This window comes from Planococcus sp. TJ-307, assembly GCF_058268435.1.
Genome location: NZ_JBZDOJ010000001.1, coordinates 493,058 through 510,805, shown reverse-complemented (window position 1 = coordinate 510,805; position 17,748 = coordinate 493,058). Strand labels below are relative to the sequence as shown.

Annotated in this window: 15 protein-coding genes and 1 other annotated feature; of the genes, 2 read left to right on the top strand and 13 right to left on the bottom strand. The window is 44.4% G+C overall.

The annotated features are described in order from the left end of the window. Positions 1-142: 142 nt before the first annotated feature. The 6 genes from AC4EHK_RS02495 to AC4EHK_RS02470 form a co-directional block, all read right to left on the bottom strand. Complete coding sequence (locus tag AC4EHK_RS02495) at positions 143-517, bottom strand: rhodanese-like domain-containing protein (RefSeq protein WP_490977218.1); 375 nt, start codon at positions 515-517, stop codon at positions 143-145. A 58-nt stretch (positions 518-575) separates the two neighbouring features. Then, a complete protein-coding gene (locus tag AC4EHK_RS02490) occupies positions 576-1,979 on the bottom strand; it encodes an MBL fold metallo-hydrolase (RefSeq protein WP_490977217.1) in 1,404 nt (467 codons plus the stop codon). A 212-nt stretch (positions 1,980-2,191) separates the two neighbouring features. Then, positions 2,192-3,418, bottom strand: a complete 1,227-nt coding sequence (locus tag AC4EHK_RS02485; RefSeq protein WP_490977216.1) for an acyl-CoA dehydrogenase family protein — start codon at positions 3,416-3,418, stop codon at positions 2,192-2,194. 205 nt (positions 3,419-3,623) lie between these two features. Further along, positions 3,624-4,343 carry a YebC/PmpR family DNA-binding transcriptional regulator gene (locus AC4EHK_RS02480; RefSeq protein ID WP_490977215.1) on the bottom strand — a complete coding sequence of 240 codons (720 nt, stop codon included), beginning with the start codon at positions 4,341-4,343 and terminating at the stop codon, positions 3,624-3,626. A 212-nt stretch (positions 4,344-4,555) separates the two neighbouring features. Continuing rightward, positions 4,556-4,771 (bottom strand): hypothetical protein, encoded by a 216-nt coding sequence (locus tag AC4EHK_RS02475; protein WP_490977214.1) that lies wholly within the window; start codon positions 4,769-4,771, stop codon positions 4,556-4,558. A gap of 13 nt (positions 4,772-4,784) precedes the next feature. Continuing rightward, the gene (locus tag AC4EHK_RS02470) at positions 4,785-5,888 is read right to left on the bottom strand and encodes a nitric oxide synthase oxygenase (RefSeq protein ID WP_490977213.1); all 1,104 of its coding nucleotides are present in this window, start codon (positions 5,886-5,888) and stop codon (positions 4,785-4,787) included. Between the two features lie 138 nt (positions 5,889-6,026). Between AC4EHK_RS02470 and AC4EHK_RS02465 the strand changes: the two genes are divergently transcribed. After that, positions 6,027-6,812: an HAD family hydrolase gene (locus AC4EHK_RS02465; protein WP_490977212.1), complete on the top strand. Its 786-nt coding sequence runs from the start codon at positions 6,027-6,029 to the stop codon at positions 6,810-6,812. Between the two features lie 40 nt (positions 6,813-6,852). On the opposite strand, the gene serA is transcribed toward AC4EHK_RS02465, so the two are convergent. Together serA and AC4EHK_RS02455 are read right to left on the bottom strand one after the other, a co-directional pair. After that, the gene (gene serA, locus AC4EHK_RS02460; RefSeq protein WP_490977211.1) at positions 6,853-8,439 is read right to left on the bottom strand and encodes a phosphoglycerate dehydrogenase; all 1,587 of its coding nucleotides are present in this window, start codon (positions 8,437-8,439) and stop codon (positions 6,853-6,855) included. Further along, positions 8,436-9,599: a pyridoxal-phosphate-dependent aminotransferase family protein gene (locus tag AC4EHK_RS02455; RefSeq protein WP_490977914.1), complete on the bottom strand. Its 1,164-nt coding sequence runs from the start codon at positions 9,597-9,599 to the stop codon at positions 8,436-8,438. The genes serA and AC4EHK_RS02455 overlap by 4 nt, the downstream gene beginning before the upstream one ends. Before the next feature lie 89 nt (positions 9,600-9,688). After that, positions 9,689-9,916: a binding site (T-box leader), on the bottom strand. A 236-nt stretch (positions 9,917-10,152) separates the two neighbouring features. Between AC4EHK_RS02455 and AC4EHK_RS02450 the strand changes: the two genes are divergently transcribed. Next, positions 10,153-11,586: a M20 family metallopeptidase gene (locus AC4EHK_RS02450; protein ID WP_490977210.1), complete on the top strand. Its 1,434-nt coding sequence runs from the start codon at positions 10,153-10,155 to the stop codon at positions 11,584-11,586. 52 nt (positions 11,587-11,638) lie between these two features. On the opposite strand, the gene AC4EHK_RS02445 is transcribed toward AC4EHK_RS02450, so the two are convergent. From AC4EHK_RS02445 to AC4EHK_RS02425, 5 genes are all read right to left on the bottom strand, one after another. Then, positions 11,639-12,937, bottom strand: coding sequence for an amidohydrolase (locus AC4EHK_RS02445; RefSeq protein ID WP_490977209.1), 1,299 nt, complete (start codon positions 12,935-12,937; stop codon positions 11,639-11,641). Between the two features lie 29 nt (positions 12,938-12,966). Further along, positions 12,967-14,496 carry an AbgT family transporter gene (locus AC4EHK_RS02440; RefSeq protein ID WP_490977208.1) on the bottom strand — a complete coding sequence of 510 codons (1,530 nt, stop codon included), beginning with the start codon at positions 14,494-14,496 and terminating at the stop codon, positions 12,967-12,969. 124 nt (positions 14,497-14,620) lie between these two features. Beyond that, the gene (locus tag AC4EHK_RS02435; RefSeq protein WP_490977207.1) at positions 14,621-15,787 is read right to left on the bottom strand and encodes a M20 metallopeptidase family protein; all 1,167 of its coding nucleotides are present in this window, start codon (positions 15,785-15,787) and stop codon (positions 14,621-14,623) included. 263 nt (positions 15,788-16,050) lie between these two features. Beyond that, positions 16,051-16,629 (bottom strand): TerD family protein, encoded by a 579-nt coding sequence (locus tag AC4EHK_RS02430; RefSeq protein WP_490977206.1) that lies wholly within the window; start codon positions 16,627-16,629, stop codon positions 16,051-16,053. Positions 16,630-16,647: 18 nt separating this feature from the next. Then, positions 16,648-17,730 (bottom strand): toxic anion resistance protein, encoded by a 1,083-nt coding sequence (locus tag AC4EHK_RS02425; RefSeq protein ID WP_490977205.1) that lies wholly within the window; start codon positions 17,728-17,730, stop codon positions 16,648-16,650. Between the last annotated feature and the right edge of the window lie 18 nt (positions 17,731-17,748).

Sequence of the window (17,748 nt, the reverse complement as noted above, 5' to 3'; positions counted from 1 at the left end):
CATAAAAACTATTTTATAGGAAAGTATCTGTTTGGTACAAGCTTTAATTAATTCACCAAATCTACTGGGTATTCTAAATAAAATATTTTTTCGCAATAGAAAAAACCTATGTAAATGAATATCCATTTACATAGGTTTCAGCTTAACAACAAGCCTTATCCAAATTGCCCAGTCTTTTTTGTCCTATTAAACTATAACTTGCCACATGAAATCCTTTTTGACGAAGCAGGCGAGCTGCCAAGTTTTTTTCCAGCTCGGTTTCGGCGATTAGGTGGAGCGGTTTCTTTGGTATTTCCTGATACCCTCTCGTAAAATATGAAATCGGAAGCTTAAAAGCTTCTGGAACTGTTTTTTTATCGGACACATTATAAGCTCGGACATCCAGCAAAGCAAAGGATTTGTCATCCAGGTGATCGAGCTGCTCCTGTTTTAATCCGGCAACTGGAATATACCGTTTATATGCTCCGTAAACGGTTAAAGAAAGCGGTACTCCAATCACTAAGACACTTGTAATCATTTTATTTCTCCTTCTTTTATATCAGTTAAATCTAAATTTTAACTATCTTTCCTATTCACTAAACCAGTATTTCTTCTTTCCACTTTGAATAGCCGCCCGTGAGATTCACTAGGTTGTCGAAGCCATTTGCTTTGAGAATGCTCGCTGCAATCGCTGAACGTGCGCCCGCCTGACATTGGACGATTACGGTTTTGTCCGATTCGACTTCATCTAACCGATTTTTTAAGGTGCCTATCATAATATGATCAGAGTCTTTGATATGTCCTTCATCATACTCGGTTTGGCTGCGAACATCGAGTACATAGCCTTCTCCATCCTCGATCATCTGCTTTGCCTGTTCCGGAGAGACGTTTTTGTATGAATCCAGTTGCGCTGCTTCATTGATCGCCTTTTCGGCATCCACATAGCCGGCTATATCATCGATCCCAATTGAATGCAAGACCTCTAGCACCTCATTCAGAAATTGGGGCTCCAGCAAGAGGTACAGCGGTTTTTTGTAATCCACAATCCATCCTGCCCAATTGGCAAACGATTTATTAAATGGAATATTGATGGTTCCTGAAATGTAGCCATTGCTAAATGAAGATGCAGGACGCAAATCCAGAACTTGCTGACCATCTGCAATTAATGCCTCCAGTTCTTTTACTGACTCGACTAATTTGGGCTCAGGAAGATCCTTCAATAGTTCCACACCTGTTTTATTGACCGATTTCATAACCGCAAAATAATAGGGCGGTTCAGGCTGTCCATCTAATAATTCTTTCCGGAAGGCCTCAACATCCTCGTATTGCAAAGCCCAATTGAACAACTTCTCATACCCGACAGTAGTGGAAGGCACGGCGCCAAGCGCTTTGCCGCAGGCACTTCCTGCTCCGTGTGCTGGCCACACCTGAAGATAATCAGGCAATTTTTTAAAGCGTTCGAGTGATTTGAATAACTCTTTTGCTCCTGCTTCGGAAGTTCCTTTCATGCCTGCTGCTTTTTCAAGCAAATCAGGTCTTCCCACATCTCCTACAAATACGAAATCTCCTGTGAAAATACCCATTGCCTTATCTGCCGAACCGCCGCGATCCGTCAACAAGAACGAAATGCTTTCAGGTGTATGGCCTGGCGTATGCATCACATCAAACACAAGATTTCCGACCTTGAACTGGTCTCCATCCTTCAATAATTGATGTTTTAGATGATTGATGTTCTGATATTTCCACTCTGCGTCGCCTTCATCGGACAAATACAAAGTAGCACCGAAACGAGCGGCTAATTCACGCGATCCCGATACAAAATCAGCGTGAATATGCGTTTCAAGAGCGCCTACAATATTTAGGTTCTCTTTGGCAGCAAGCTCTTCATAAGCCACAATATTACGCATTGGATCTATTACTACCGCTTCCCCCGTTGCTTGGCAGCCTACTACATATGAAGCGTGCGCTAAATTTTCGTCGTAGAAATATCGCAATAACATCTCATCAATCCCTTTCAGTTTTTTATTAACCTCAATATACCACTAGGGGTATATTGAGTAAACTATTATGCTTAGAGAGATTCATGCTACACAAATAAAGACTGCATCTCAAAAGCCATTTGCATGACGTTTAGACACAGTCTTGGATATTTTCTTTATTACTTTGTTTATCGATAAATAGGGAGCTTATAATTTTTAACCAGTGTTGTTCTTTATGTCACTTTGGAACTTTCTTTCAACTGATCATTCAGTTCCAGACGCCCAACATCACGCAGATGAACCTGGTCCGGACCATCAACCAACCGAAGCGTTCGAGCATAAGCATAGTGAGCTGCCAATGGGAAGTCCTCCGTTAAACCGGCACCCCCGAAAACTTGCATGGCGCGATCGATGACATTCAGTGTAACCCGGGGTACTGCAATCTTGATCATCGCAATTTCTTTGCGTGCTGCTTTGGCGCCTTCCCTATCAATTTTATGAGCAGCATGCAAAGTCAACAGACGCGCCTGTTCAATTTCAATCCGGCTTTCAGCGATAATCTCTCTAATAACATCTTTTTCTGCTAAGGTGGATCCGAACGCTACCCTGCTATCAGCGCGTTCACACAACAGCTCCAGTGCTCGTTCAGCAGCTCCAATGGCGCGCATGCAATGATGAATCCTTCCGGGTCCTAAACGACCCTGTGCAATTTCGAATCCACGCCCTTCGCCCAACAGCATATTGGAAGCTGGCACTCGCACATTGGTGTAATGGACTTCGGCATGTCCTTGTGGTGCATCGTCATAGCCAAAGACCGTCAACGGACGGATAATTTCTACTCCAGGCGTATCAAATGGAACCAAGATCATCGACTGTTGTTGATGCTTTGCTGCATTTGGATCTGTTTTTCCCATCACAATCGCAATTTTGCAGCGGGGATCCATTGCTCCGGTTGTCCACCATTTTTTCGCGTTGATGACATAGTCGTCGCCGTCACGGACAATGCTGCTTTGGATATTAGTAGCATCAGAAGAAGCGACTGCAGGCTCTGTCATTGAGAAGCAGGACCGGATTTCCCCACGCAGCAAAGGTTCCAGCCATTGTTTTTTCTGCTCTTCAGTTCCGTATTTTACAAAAACCTCCATGTTGCCCGTATCTGGCGCATTGCAGTTGAACAGTTCTGGCGCAATCAAAGAACGGCCCATGATCTCGCATAAATGGGAGTAGTCATAGTTTGACAATCCTGCTCCATATTCCGGATGATCCAGAAACAAATTCCATAAGCCTTGCTCTTTCGCTTTTTCCTTTAGCTCTTCGATAATCGGCGGAATCGTCCACCGGTCCTCTGCTTCCTGCAAGTATTTTTCGACAGTTGATTCATTCGGATAAACATAGTCGTTCATAAATTTGATTAATTTCTTTCGCAACTCTTCGGCCTTTGGTGATAATTCTTTCAACATTTGCTTTCCTCCAATTTCCCAATATGTTTTCGGATGAAAATCTTTGCACAAATGAGAGCCCTTGCATTTTTAACCAAACTGATTCTTCTATAGATTCAAAGCTAGTATAGGCATTGTTTTTTTGAATTACAAGCCAAATTTCTAATTATCAGAATTCCATCCATAAAAAAGAGAAGTTTTGATTTAATCAAAACTTCTCTTGATGCTACTCACCTAAGTCTACGTTATGGTAGACCTGTTGAACATCTTCTAAATCTTCGATAGCATCAATCATTTTTTCGAACTGTGCCTGCGCATCTTCCGGAAGCGGCAATTCATTTTGAGCAAGCATGGTCAATTCTGCTACTGTAAACTCAGTGATTCCTGCATTTTTAAATGCTTCCTGCACCAAATGGTATTGGTCTGGTTCAGCATAGACGATGACACCGTCTTCTTCCTCCAGGATATCGCGGACATCGATATCCGCTTCCATCATCAGTTCCAACACTTCGTCAGCAGTTTTTCCTTCGATTCCGAACACTGCCGTATGGTCAAACATGTAAGCAACAGATCCGCTGACTCCCATGTTGCCGCCGTTCTTTCCAAACGCCGCACGGACGTCTGATGCGGTACGGTTGACGTTATTTGTCAACGTATCTACGATCACCATAGAGCCGCTTGGCCCGAATCCTTCATAGCGCAATTCGTCATAGCTTTCTTCCGAGCCGCCTTTAGCTTTCTCCACAGCCCGGTCAATGATTGCTCTCGGAATGCTGTAGGTTTTTGCACGCTCCAAAACCACTTTCAATGCTTGGTTTGATTCCGGATCCGGTTCGCCCTGTTTGGCAGCTACATATATTTCACGTCCGAATTTTGCGTAAATCCGGCTTGTATTGGCATCTTTGGATGCTTTCTTCTCTTTGATATTGTTCCATTTGCGTCCCATTCAATTTCCTTCTCTCTATAAATTCTCAGTTTCTATAAAGTTCACTATGTACTATTATAGTACAAATCTTTCGGAAGTAACGCATTTTACAGCTAAAAACCACAGTTTTTGTCTGATCCAATACTCTGTATAAAAGTAACTTTCCACAGCTTCAACTAATTATAACCCCAAACCCTTCTAATAAAAACGCAGCCCACTGCAGGCTGCGCTTTTCAGAATTTATCCATCCGATGATATTCCGAGACTTGAATGACCCGAACGTTCCGTGTATTCAATTCGTGATAGATTCCGCGGTTGTCACGGAACGAAATGTATTGATCCCGTTCACTTTGTATCAATTGTTCGGCTTCTTCCTGTGACTCCATGTGAATAAAGCGGCGGATATAATGTTCTTCATCAAAAAAGTAGGTTATTTTGAATTCCTTCATTCGTATCCTCTCCTTATGATTGATAGGGAGCTTTTTGATGAAAATAATTTGGTTTAACCACATTGTTCTTATAAGGCTTGTGGAAAATATGTGTTGTGGCGGGAGACATCGGTGGAATGAGCCACGCCCAATTTCCGGTGACATCGCGCCCTTCCACCTCTTCCTTTTTCTCGAAATTCTTGAACTGTTTCGCTGCTGTGTGGTGATCGACGATGGTCACGCCTGCTTCTTGGAACGACTCCAGCACAGCAATATTCAATTCGACTAACGCTTTGTCTTTCCATAATGAACGGTTCGATTGTATATTTAGTTCCATGAGTTCTGCCACTGCAGGCAGAAGGTTATATCGATCCTCATCCGCCAAATTTCTGGCACCGATTTCAGTGCCCATATACCAGCCGTTAAAAGGCGCCATCTTGTATGCAATGCCGCCAATTTCCAGCATCATGTCTGAAATGATTGGAATTCCGTACCATTTGATGCCAAGCTTTGAAAATTCGGGAATTTCAGGGTGTCCAATTTCGACTTCCATGATCGACTCATGCGGAATTTCCTTTAGAACAGGTTCTTCACCCGGTAATTGAATGACTAAAGGCAAAATATCAAAAGCCGTTCCTGCTCCCTGCCAGCCGAGTTCCTGACAAACCTTCGTCAGTTCCACTGAACTGGAATCTCCAATGATGCCGGCCTCGGTTTCATATCCCGCATAGCGGATCAACTGATGGTTCCATAAACGCAGCGATTCTTCATGTTCCTTTGCTGCACGAAAAACAGTAATTGTGGGACGGATTTTTCCATTATTGCCAGCAAAATCAATATGCTGGACCAATGCATCAAAGACTCCTTCTGCCGTTGTTTGGTGGCGTTCATCAAAGACCGTTAGTGAATTCCAAAATAATCGGCCAATGCAGCGATTATTGTTGCGCCACGCCATACGTGCTCCGTGCTCTAACTCCTCGAAACTGTGTGTATAAGTTCCGGTTTGCTCGATTTCTGATTTAATTTCAAGCAGCCTTTCAGCTTTCTGGTATTCATTTTTCCCCAGCTCATCGTAGCAAATTTCTATATATTCAGTAGCATCTTCCAATAAAAGCATCGTCGAATTGCTTATCATCATTGTTTTCACTCCTTGTCCATATCATAGCACTCAGTCTCTATTTTTTTCAGTGAGAGAACTCTGAACACGCTATGTTTTTAAAAGCTTTTCCAGTACACTAGAGCCAAGCAACATTATTGTCAGGGGGAACTCACACCAATGGTCAAAGCGATTTTTTTCGATTTAGATGACACCTTGTTATGGGACAAGAAGAGTGTGGAGAAAGCATTCCAGGAAACGTGCACGTTGGCAGAAGAACTAACAGGCTCAGATTGTTCCGGTCTGGAAGAAGCGGTAAGAGCTGCAGCTACTATGCTTTATGCCGGATACAATACATATGATTTCACCAAAATGATCGGCATTAATCCGTTCGAGGGGCTATGGGGAACATTTGATGACGAAGGAACAGATTTTCAGCAAATGAAAACGATTGTTCCTGCTTATCGCCGGGACGCCTGGACGCTCGGCCTGAAAAAGATGGGAATCGACAGCCCAGAAATCGGTGGTCAGCTTGCAGAATATTTTCCCGAAGCTCGAAAAAGAAATCCCATTTTGTATGAAGAAAGCTTAAAGGTACTGGAAGATTTGAAAGGCCATTACCACTTGCTGTTGTTGACCAATGGATCGCCAAGTCTGCAGCAGACCAAGCTTGAAATCACACCGGAGATTGCTCCTTTTTTTGATCATATTGTCGTCTCAGGGGCATTTGGAAAAGGCAAACCGGATCCCACCATCTTTCACCATGCTTTATCGAAATTCGGTTTATCTGCGGGTGAAGTGTTGATGGTCGGTGATAACTTAATGACGGATATTATCGGTGCTGAAAAAGCAGGAATCCGCTCTGTCTGGGTCAACCGGGAACAAAAGGCACCGCATGAATCCATCATTCCAACATACGAAATCCAGCATTTGGAGGAATTGCTTCAGCTGCTGGAACAAATTTAAACAAAAGAGGTCCTCGCTATGAGGACCTCTTTTGTGTTTTCTATAAATTGATGGCAGTAACTCCCTCAATTTCTTCTAATTTTGCAAGTTGCTCCAAACTGCTTGTTTCTGCAGGTTTATCGATGGACAGCATCATGATGGCGTCTCCACCAACAATTGAACGTCCTACCTGCATTGTGGCAATGTTGACATTTTCCTGACCAAGCAGGGTGCCGACACGGCCGATAACACCTGGACGGTCATTGTGGCGAACGTACAGCAGATGTCCTTCTGGCACAACATCCACCAAATAATCATCCACTTTAACGATGCGTGCGCCTTGTCCGTTCAACAAAGTTCCCGCAGCTTTTCTGGTTCCTTTTGCCGTTTTTACTTCCACCGTGATCAGGCTCGTAAACCCTTTTGATTCGGTCGTTTTTTGTTCACTGACGACAATGCCTTTTTGATTGGCGATATACATCGCGTTGACATCATTGACGTGCTTGCCGAGGTGGCGCTTGAGCATGCCTTTCAGCATATTGCGCGTCAAAGGCCCCACTTCCATATTGGCCAAATCGCCAGCATAGCGAACCGTCACTTCTTCTGCGGCTGCACCGGTCAAATCGGTCAAAAAAGCACCCAAACGCTCTGATAAATCAAAGTAAGGCTCGATTTTTTTCATGATTTCTTTCGGTACAGACGGCAAGTTCACTGAATTCCGGACAGTTCCTGTTGTGAAATAGCTGACAACATCCATGCTGACATCTACTGCGACACTTTCCTGCGCTTCAAATGTGCTGGCGCCCAAATGCGGCGTGGCGATGATTTCGGGTAAATCCAAAAGCCGAAAATCGACCATTGGTTCCTGCTCAAACACATCAAGCGCAGCCCCCGCTACTTTCCCTGATTTCACTGCGTCAAACAATGCATTTTCATCAATAATGCCGCCGCGTGCACAGTTGACGATCTGCACGCCGTCTTTCATGATGGCAAATGCTTCTTTATTGATCAAATGCTTGGTTTCTTTCAACAAAGGCGTGTGGACCGTCACAAAATCCGCCACTCTCAGTACATCTTCCACAGAACCGAAATCCACGCCAAGCTTTTCTGCTTTTTCAGCTGTCAGGAAAGGATCATATGCAATGATGTTCATTCGCTGTCCTTTCGCACGCGCTGCCACTTCCTGGCCAATTCGGCCGAATCCGACTACTCCAAGGGTCTTGTTTTTCAATTCGACGCCCACATAAGATTTGCGGTCCCAATTTTGATTGCGCAACGCGTGAAACGCTTGAGGGATTTTGCGCGCCATTGACATCAGCATCGCCATCGTATGTTCAGCGGCCGAGTTGGTGTTGCCGTCCGGTGCATTGACAACGATAATTCCGTGCTCGGTAGCCGCTTCCAAATCGATGTTGTCGACACCAACACCTGCGCGCCCAATAATTTTCAAGTTCGAAGCTTTTTCAATTAATTCGCGTGTTACTTGTGTTTGGCTCCGGACAAGCAGCGCATCAAAACCATCAATGCGCTCGCCCAATTGTTCCGGCGTCAAGTTGGTTTCCATGACAATGTTTACGCCGTTTGCCTGGCGCAAGGGATAAATTCCCTCTTCGCTAAGTGGATCGCTGATCAAAACGTGAAAAGTCATTTAATTTCCTTCCCTTCTGTCAAATACACTTGTTGTGCAGCGGCGATTCCTTTGCCAAGTTCGATTTTTTTCCCTACTTTGATCAAACCAATTTCCATGGCTGCCAACGTTTGCAACATGTCAGCCGGAGAGCAATAACCCATGTGGCCGATGCGGAAAATCTTTTTCGCTAAATGCTGCTGGCCGCCTGCCACTTCCAACGCAAATTCTTTCTTCATCACTTTCCGGAATTCTTCCGGATCAAAGTCATTCGGTTTCACGGCTGTTACTGTCGGGGATGCATCTTTATCGGAAGTCAGCAATGGGATGCCCAATGCTTTGAAAGCCGCACGGGTCATGTCCTTCATCAAGTGATGCCTGGCGTATACCTGCTCCAGCCCTTCTTCTTCCAGCAATTCGAGCACTTGCTGCAATCCGAATAAAATGGAAAGAGCCGGTGTAAACGGTGTTGTATCTTTTAACATATTGTCTTTATGTTTTTTGAGGTCCAAATAAAACCGAGGCTGCGGATTGACTTCGATTTTCTTCCAAGCCCGGTCACTCGCAGCAATGAACGAAAGGCCGGCCGGAAGCATGAAGGCTTTTTGTGAGCCAGTAACGACTATATCGATTCCCCATTTGTCCATCTCGGTTTCCGTACCTGCTACACAGGATACACCATCGACGATGACCAAGGCTTCTGATACTTCTTTCACAGCAGCGGCCAGCTCTTTGATGGGATTCAGAACACCCGTTGAAGTTTCGCAGAATGTCGAAAAGACCACTTTGATTTCAGGATGTTCCAGAAGAAAGTTTTTTACCGCTTCCGGATCAACCGCCTGCCCCCATTCCACTTCGAATACGTGGGTCTGAATTTCATATGCTTGACAAATTTTCGCAAAACGATCTCCAAATGCGCCTGTTACAAGAACCAAAACTCCTTCGCCAGGCGCAACCGTATTAACGACCGCTGCTTCGAGAGCAGCGGTACCGCTGCCTGTCAAAATGAGCACTTCCTGTTTGGTTCCAAAAACGCGTTTCATCTTAGGTCTGATGTCATTAATCATTTCGGATGTACTTTGTCCGCGGTGGCCAATCATCGGTTGTGCCATGGCACGCTGCACGCTTGGCGGAATTGGCGTTGGTCCTGGGATTCGTAAAATTTGTTGGTCTGTCAGCATAGTAAAATTCATTCCCCTCTCGATTTCCCGCTTTTGCGGGCAGTAATTGTATGAGACGCAAAAAAGACTCTCCGCCCTTACATAAAGATGCAAGGGGCGAAGAGTCTTCTGTTTCGCGGTACCACCCTAATTCACTGTCAGCAACCCGACAGCCTCATTGGTTCACATGCGTAACGGACATGAAGCGAATGGACCTACTGGGGTATTCAATCCATCTATTCAGGAGTGCTGCAAAATGCCGAAACCACTGATTTTCACCAACCATCAGCTCTCTTGAGATTTCTTTGCATAAAGCGTATCTCCATCAACATAGTTAATCTGTATATTTGAATTGACTCCATCATATACAGTCCAAAATCCATTGTCAATATATAAAAAATATTTAGATTTCTTTGCAACCGTTTCCATTATTGCAAACCCAGAAGCCGTAAGGTATAAAAAAAGATAAAAGTTTTTTCACAATTCGATAAAGCAGATCCACTCTGACTTGTTTTTAGAATACGACATAATTTTGTTATACTAAAGATGAATTTATTTTTAAGGAGGAACTGGGATGGCAATTGATTCTGCAGTCAGCAACTACTTAACAAGCAACAGGAAGCATTTTGAATCCATCAGTCAATATATTTGGGAGCATCCAGAAACACGCTACGAGGAATTTGAATCCGCTGCATTTTTGGCAGATGAATTGGAAAAAGAGGGGTTTTCAGTCGAACGCGGAGTGGGTGGAATTGAAACCGCATTTGTAGCAAGTTACGGCACAGGAAAGCCAGTCATCGGATTTCTAGGTGAATTTGATGCCTTATCCGGACTCAGCCAAAAAGCCAATCTCACCAAGCAGGAACCGATTGATCCAGGCGGCATCGGACACGGCTGCGGACACAACCTGCTTGGGACCGGTTCTCTGGCGGCGGCATATGCGGTAAAAGCTTATCTTACTGATAACAACATTAGTGGAACCGTAAAATTTTACGGCTGCCCCGGCGAAGAAGGCGGCTCGGGCAAAACTTTCATGGTACGGGAAGGCGTCTTTGATGGTTTGGATATTGCTTTGACCTGGCACCCTTCTTACTCCAACTCCATCATGAGCTTGTCGAGCCTTGCCAATTACCAAGTGTATTTCCGTTTCAAAGGAGTGGCATCGCACGCGGCAAATTCTCCTCACTTGGGACGCAGCGCGTTGGACGCAGTCGAATTGATGAATGTCGGCGTCAACTACTTGCGCGAGCATGTCGTGCAAGAAGCTCGCATGCATTACGCCATCACCAACAGCGGAGGATTTTCGCCAAATGTCGTGCAATCCGAAGCGGAAGTTTTGTATTTGATCCGTGCCCCCAAAGTTGCACAAGTCGATGAAATCTACAAACGCGTCTGTAAAATTGCGCAAGGCGCTGCGCTAATGACCGAAACCGAGATGACCATTGTCTTCGATAAAGCCTGTTCCAACTATGAACCGAACCGGATGCTGGAAACCATTCTGAACGAAAAACTGCAGGAAGCCGGAGCCATCCAACCAACTGAGCAAGAAAAGGAATTTGCTGCAGGGATTTGGCAAACCTTGTCCGAGGGCGAAAAAAATAATTTTCTCGCCGGTATGAAAACTTTTGGATACAATGGGGACGGCAATGAATTCGAAGGAAAGTATCTAGCGGATATCATTTCAGATTACGCTCCTTCCAATGAGGTTATGGCCGGTTCTACGGATGTTTCGGATGTCAGCTGGATTGTTCCGACCGCTCAACTGACTACTGCCACTTCGGCTATCGGTACGCCTCTTCACACATGGCAAATGGTGACACAAGGCATCGGTTCGTTTGCCCACAGCGGCATGCTGCTGTCTTCTGAAGCCATGGCGAACACAGCCATCCATTTATACCATCATCCAGAAGACCTGCAGGCCATTAAAGCTGAACACGAAGCAAAACGGGCAAAAGAAGCCTATAGCTGCCCGATTCCTGAAGGCGTTCAGCCTTCAGCTGTAAAATAACAAAGTTTTTTAGCCATAAGAAAGACGGCAGGAAATCCCCGCCGTCTTTTTCTTATGCCTTGCTTATTTTCAGTGCAGATCGATACAACACGTCAACTGCCGCCAGCATCGATGCTTCATCAAAATCAAATCGTTCATTGTGATGGCCGGCCGCTAAATCGCTGCCGACGATGCAATAAGTTGCTTGTCCCCCGCGTGATTTTACATGCTCCATATAATAAGTCGCGTCTTCAGATCCAGCCGAATCAGTGGACCAATCAATGGTTTTCGTAAAGAAAGGAGAGGACTGTGCCACAGCATGCAAGGTTTCCACCAATTCTTTGCTCGGAATGCTGCTCTTGGCTTCACCGACCACTTCTGTGCTTACTTCGACTCCATACATTGCCGCGGCGCCTTCGAGAACCGCAAACGCCTGCGCTCGAATATAATCATTGATTTCAGAAGTTTCTCCACGGGTTTCGATTTTCATTTGAGCAGTTGCCGGTATTATATTGCGTCCGGATCCTGCATTTAGAACACCAACATTAATCCTGGAAGCTCCGGCCGAATGGCGTGGAATTCCGTTCAACCCGAGAACTGCAGAAGAAGCAGCCATCAAGGCATTGCGCCCTTCCTCCGGCTTACCGCCTGCATGAGACGCAATTCCTTTGAAAACCACGTCCAGCTTGGTAGTAGCCAAAAATCCGGCATTGCCCGACACAAATTCACCTGTCGGCACACCCGTCCCCAAGTGCATCGCGATAAAGACCTCTACGTCATCAACGACTCCTGCCGCTACCATAGATTTTGCTCCGCGTGTCCCTTCTTCTGCCGGTTGGAAAATCAGCTTGATGGTTCCTGCCAGCTTATCTTTATTGGTCATTAGCGTTTCAGCAAATCCCAGCCCAATCGATGTATGGCCATCGTGTGCACAGGCATGCATTTTATCTGCATTGATAGACTGGAAGCCATGGTCAAATGGAATATGGCCTTCAGCCAGCTCTTCCTGTATGTCCAGGGCATCCATATCAAAGCGGTACGCTAAGGTCGGACCTGGCCTTCCAGTTTCCAGTACGGCAACGATTCCTGTCAGACCGTCTTTAAAGTTCGGCAGCCATTCCAAGTCAGCTCCGTTCGCTTCGGCCCATTTATAATGTGCCGCCAAAATTCCCTGGCTTGGCACACCCATCCGCTGGTCGGCTATCATTACTTCTCCAGCCATTTTCAGCGGGTAGCCAAGTTGCGTCAAGCGTTTGGCGACCAGCGAAGCCGTTCGCATTTCCAAAAAACCAGATTCTGCATGCTGGTGCAAGTCGCGCCGCCATTGGATCATCTGTTCCTGCAAGTGCTCGTCGATTAATTTTTCTGCCAATTTTTCCCCTCCTCATTTTGAGTTATCTGTTATAGATATGGAGTAATTCCCGGTCCATATTGCAAGCCGGTAAAGAAGAAAATCAAGAATAGGATAATCCAGACAACCAAGAAGGACACAGTATACGGAATCATCAATGAAATCAACGTTCCCATACCCGCTTTTTTGTCATACTCTTTTAGGAAAGAAAGTACCACAATAAAGTATGGATTCAGCGGTGTCACAATGTTCGTTGAAGAGTCGCCCAAGCGATACGCCATTTGGGTAAACGCTGGGTGGTACCCCAATTGCATGAACAATGGAATAAATACCGGAGCTTCCAAAGCCCATTTTGCTGACCCTGAAGTAATCAGGAAGTTTAAGGACGCCGTGAATAAAATATAGCCGACAATCAGGTAAATGCCTGTAAAGTTGATTTGCGTTAAAAACTCTGCTCCATTTACAGCAATCCAAGTTCCAATATTGGTCCATGTAAAGTACGCAATAAATTGAGACGCCGCAAAGATCAACACAATAAATCCTGACATATCCTTGATGGATTCAGCCATAAAGCCGACTGCATCTCCAGAATTTTTGATGGCGCCAACTGTTTTTCCGTAAGCAATTCCCAGAACCAGGAATAGCCCTAAAATAATCGGAACAATTCCTGTTAAGAATGGCGAAGGAATCATGCCTCCCTCTTCATTTCGAAGAGAAGATCCCGGCCAAACAATCAGCAGAACCAGAACAGCAATATAGGCAAGAGCAGCCAAACCGGCATTGCGCAATCCTTTATTGGCTTTCGGATGTTCTTTGGCACTGACATCGATAACTGATGTCCCTTCGTACTTGCCAAGTTTTGGTTCAATAATTTTTTCTGTTACAAGTCCCGCTACAATGGTCATAACAAATACCGATACTATGTTGAAATACCAGTTATCTGCAGGTGTGACAATTAGCGTGTCATCCAAAATAGCAGCAGCTTCTGTTGAAATCCCAGACAGCAACGCATCTGTTCCAACAATCAATAAATTGGCCGTAAATCCGGCTCCCGCACTGGCAAATCCAACAGCCAATCCAGCAAGCGGATGTCTTCCCAGTTTGTAAAATACCATTGCAGCTAATGGAGGAATTAAAATTTGGGCAGCATCGGATGCGATATTCCCCATGATGCCTACAAAAGCAATTGCATATGTAACGATTGAAGCAGGAGCTTTCATTATGGTTTTGCGGATAGCAACTTCCAATAATCCTACTTTTTCCGCGAGTCCAATTCCGAGCATGATGGCCAAAACAGTTCCCAAAGGAGCAAAACCAGTAAAGTTGGTCAACATGGAAGTGATTATGTACTGCAATCCTGCCCAAGACAATAGATTTTCAATTGCCAAGGTTTCACCAGTTCCTGGATGAACTACAGAAGCGTCAAACAAACTAAAAATAAATGATGCAATTATGACGAAACCTGCCAAATAGACAAAAATCATAAACGGATCCGGCAACTTGTTGCCAAGTTTTTCGACAACATTTAAGAAACGGATAAAAAACCCTTTCTTTTCTCCGCTTTGCTCTGGCTTTTTCATAATTCTCCTCCTCACTCTTTTAAAATCTTAACTTTTTTAATATTATAGGCAAAAAAATAGCTAATAATCAAGCGATTACGATAATTAATTCACTTTTATTAATAATTATACGCATTTCCCTTAATTATCCTTTTAATTTATTCAGTGCATCTACAGTTACTTTCACCATGGTTTCGACTCCTACTTCCAAAGCAGATTCGTCAAAAAAGAACTCGGGATCGTGCAGGGGTTTGGGAGATTCTTCGTCTGCTTTCGAGCAGCCAAGCCAATAAAATGCACCCGGAATGTTTTCCAAAAATCGTGAAAAATCTTCTCCCGCCATCGAAGGGTCTACTTCTGGCAATGCGCCTTCTCCCAACAATTGAGTCGCACTGCCTCGTACCAACTCTGCCCATTCAGGAGTGTTGATCGTCGCACCATAACCGTCAATATAATCAAATTCGATTTCTACTTCATAAGCCATTTCGAAGCCCTTCACAAGGTTTTCCAGTCGACGTTTTACGGTTGCTTTGGCCTTCTTGCTATAAGTTCGGACAGTCCCTTTTAACACTACTTGATCCGCTATCACGTTATAGCGGTAACCTCCGTTGATTGTGCCGATGGTAATGACAGCAGATTCCAGTGGGTTTATATTGCGGCTGACAATCGACTGCAGACTTGAGATAAACTCAGCTGTTACAACAATCGCATCTTTTCCTTGATGTGGCATGCTGGCATGTCCGCCTGCTCCCTTGATGGTGAAAGACAAGGTATCAGATGCACCCATCATTTCTTTGTCGCGCACACCAATCTGGCCGACAGGCAAATCTGGCCAAACATGTTGGCCAAAGATAACATCGGGCTTAAATTCATCAAAAAGCCCATCTTCCATCATTGGTCTTGCTCCTCCAATCGGCGATGCTTCTTCATTTGGCTGAAAAACGAGCAGGACACGGCCTGAAAGTTGTTCTTTCATTTCTTGTAGCTTGAACGCTGTCCCAAGCAGCATTGAAGTATGTGCGTCGTGTCCGCAGGCGTGCATTTTTCCGTCCACTTTGGATTTAAAATCGACAACCGTCTTTTCTAAAATCGGAAGCGCATCAATATCAGCCCGCAATGCTACTGTTCCACCTTCACCGCTGCCCTCAATCACACCGAGAACACCCGTTTTCGCAAAACCAGTTTTGAAGGAAATTCCTGCTTTTTGCAGCTCTTCCTGTATCCGTTTTGACGTTTCCCATTCCTCTCCACCCAATTCCGGATTTTGATGCAACGCTCTTCTAATTTCTTTTACATGATCGATAATTGCCATCGTTTTTTCATCCTCTCTAGTTTTATATCTTCTTTTGAGGATAGCATAGATAAAAAAATCTATGTCGAGTATTCATAATTTAATGACAATTTTACTACACTGAAGCGCTATCACTTAATCAAAACTATGCATAAGCAGGACCACTGAATCCTACTAATATTGTGTTGTAAACTAGATTTAGTCAGATATAGCTACTCTTTCATTTTTAAACCAAAAAAACCGTTTATCAGTTTGCAAACTGATAAACGGTTTTTTAATTACGATCAACCTAAGCCGTAATCATTTACTAATGCTGCAAGGCCGCCTTGGTAGCCGCTGCCGATTGCGTTGAATTTCCATTCGCTGCCGTGGCGGTACAATTCACCAACCACTAACGCTGTTTCAATCGAGAAATCTTCCCCCAAATCATAGCGGATCAATTCTTCGTTTGAGCTTTCATTAACAATGCGGATAAAGGCATTTGAAACCTGGCCAAAGTTTTGTCCGCGGCTTTCTGCTTCGTGGATCGTTACGGTAAAACTGATTTTATGGACATCAGCAGGTACATTTGGCAAATCAATAATTACTTGCTCATCATCGCCTTCGCCTTCGCCTGTTAAGTTGTCGCCAGTGTGGGTAACCGAACCATTCGCCCCGACAAGATTGTTGTAAAAGATAAAATCTTCAGGTCCGCGTGATTTGCCATTTTCTCCTACAAGGAAGACTGAAGCGTCTAAATCGAAATCTCCGCCACCGCTGTATTTATTGGTATCCCAGCCCAAACCGACGACCACTTTTGTTAGGCCCGGATTCGTTTTCGTTAAGTCGATCTTCTGTCCTTTTGAAAGGTTGATTGTTGACATATTGATTTCCTCCTCCGATTAATTAGCTTTACGTTGCGTGTCTTCGTATTTCTTCTGCAATTCTTCGATGCGGAGACGTCCTTCTTCACGCATTTTGCGATTTTCCTGCTCAATCTCGCGCGTGTCATTCATCCCCTGCATAATAGTTTCCCATGTTTGCTCAATGGTTTCAATCTTGATGCTCGGTTGTCCCGACATTCTTGCGATATCAACACTTTGGCGGGAAATGTCGTTGGCATTGTTCAATAACATTTCATTGGTGCGGCGATCCAATTCGCTCATTGACTCAGCTACCAAGTTTTGGCGTTTTGCTGCGATGGCATTGATCAAGCCAGTTTTGAAAATTGGAATGGTAGTAACGAAAGCCGAATTGATTTTTCCAATCAGCTTCGTATTCCCACGCTGCAGCATACGGATTTGTGGTGCTGACTGGTAAGAAACCTGCTTGGCCATTTCAAGATCGTAGACGCGCTGTTCTAGAAGCTCGATGGCATTTTGCAGCGAGTTCAATTCCATAAGTGCCAGTTGATCGCCTGACTCTGCTTTTGCCCGGACATCAGGCTCCTTAGCTCTCAGTTCTTCTACTTTAATGTCACCTGCAGCAATATACTTTTCCAGTTCCATAAAGTAATTGAAGTTCTGGTTGTACAGCTCTTCCAATGTTGTGGTTGATTTTTTCATTTCGCCTTCATACTTTGTGATTTCGACATAAACTTTGTCGATTTCACTCCCCATAGTCTGGTACTTGTTGAAGAGCTGTTCAATCACTTTATTGCCTTTGTTGAAAATTTTGCTGAGAAAGCCTTTCTTTTCAACAAAATCTTTCTTATCGAACTTATCCATAATTTTGCCGAGTTGCTTCAGCAATTCACTGGACTCTTCCATGCTGCTTGCCTGGACAGAATTTAAGACTTTTCCTGTAAAGGCCGAAATCTCATTTGCAGGTTCGCGGCCAAATTCCAATAAAGCGATTTGGTTTTTCGGATCAATCTTGGCAGCTAGCTGGAGAACTTCAGGATCTTTTTTCAACTGAACCTTTAATTGATTTTCATCTTTCATTACCAATTCCTGTTGTTCAATTTGATCTGGCATATTGGTCATCCGATTTCACTCCTTTTT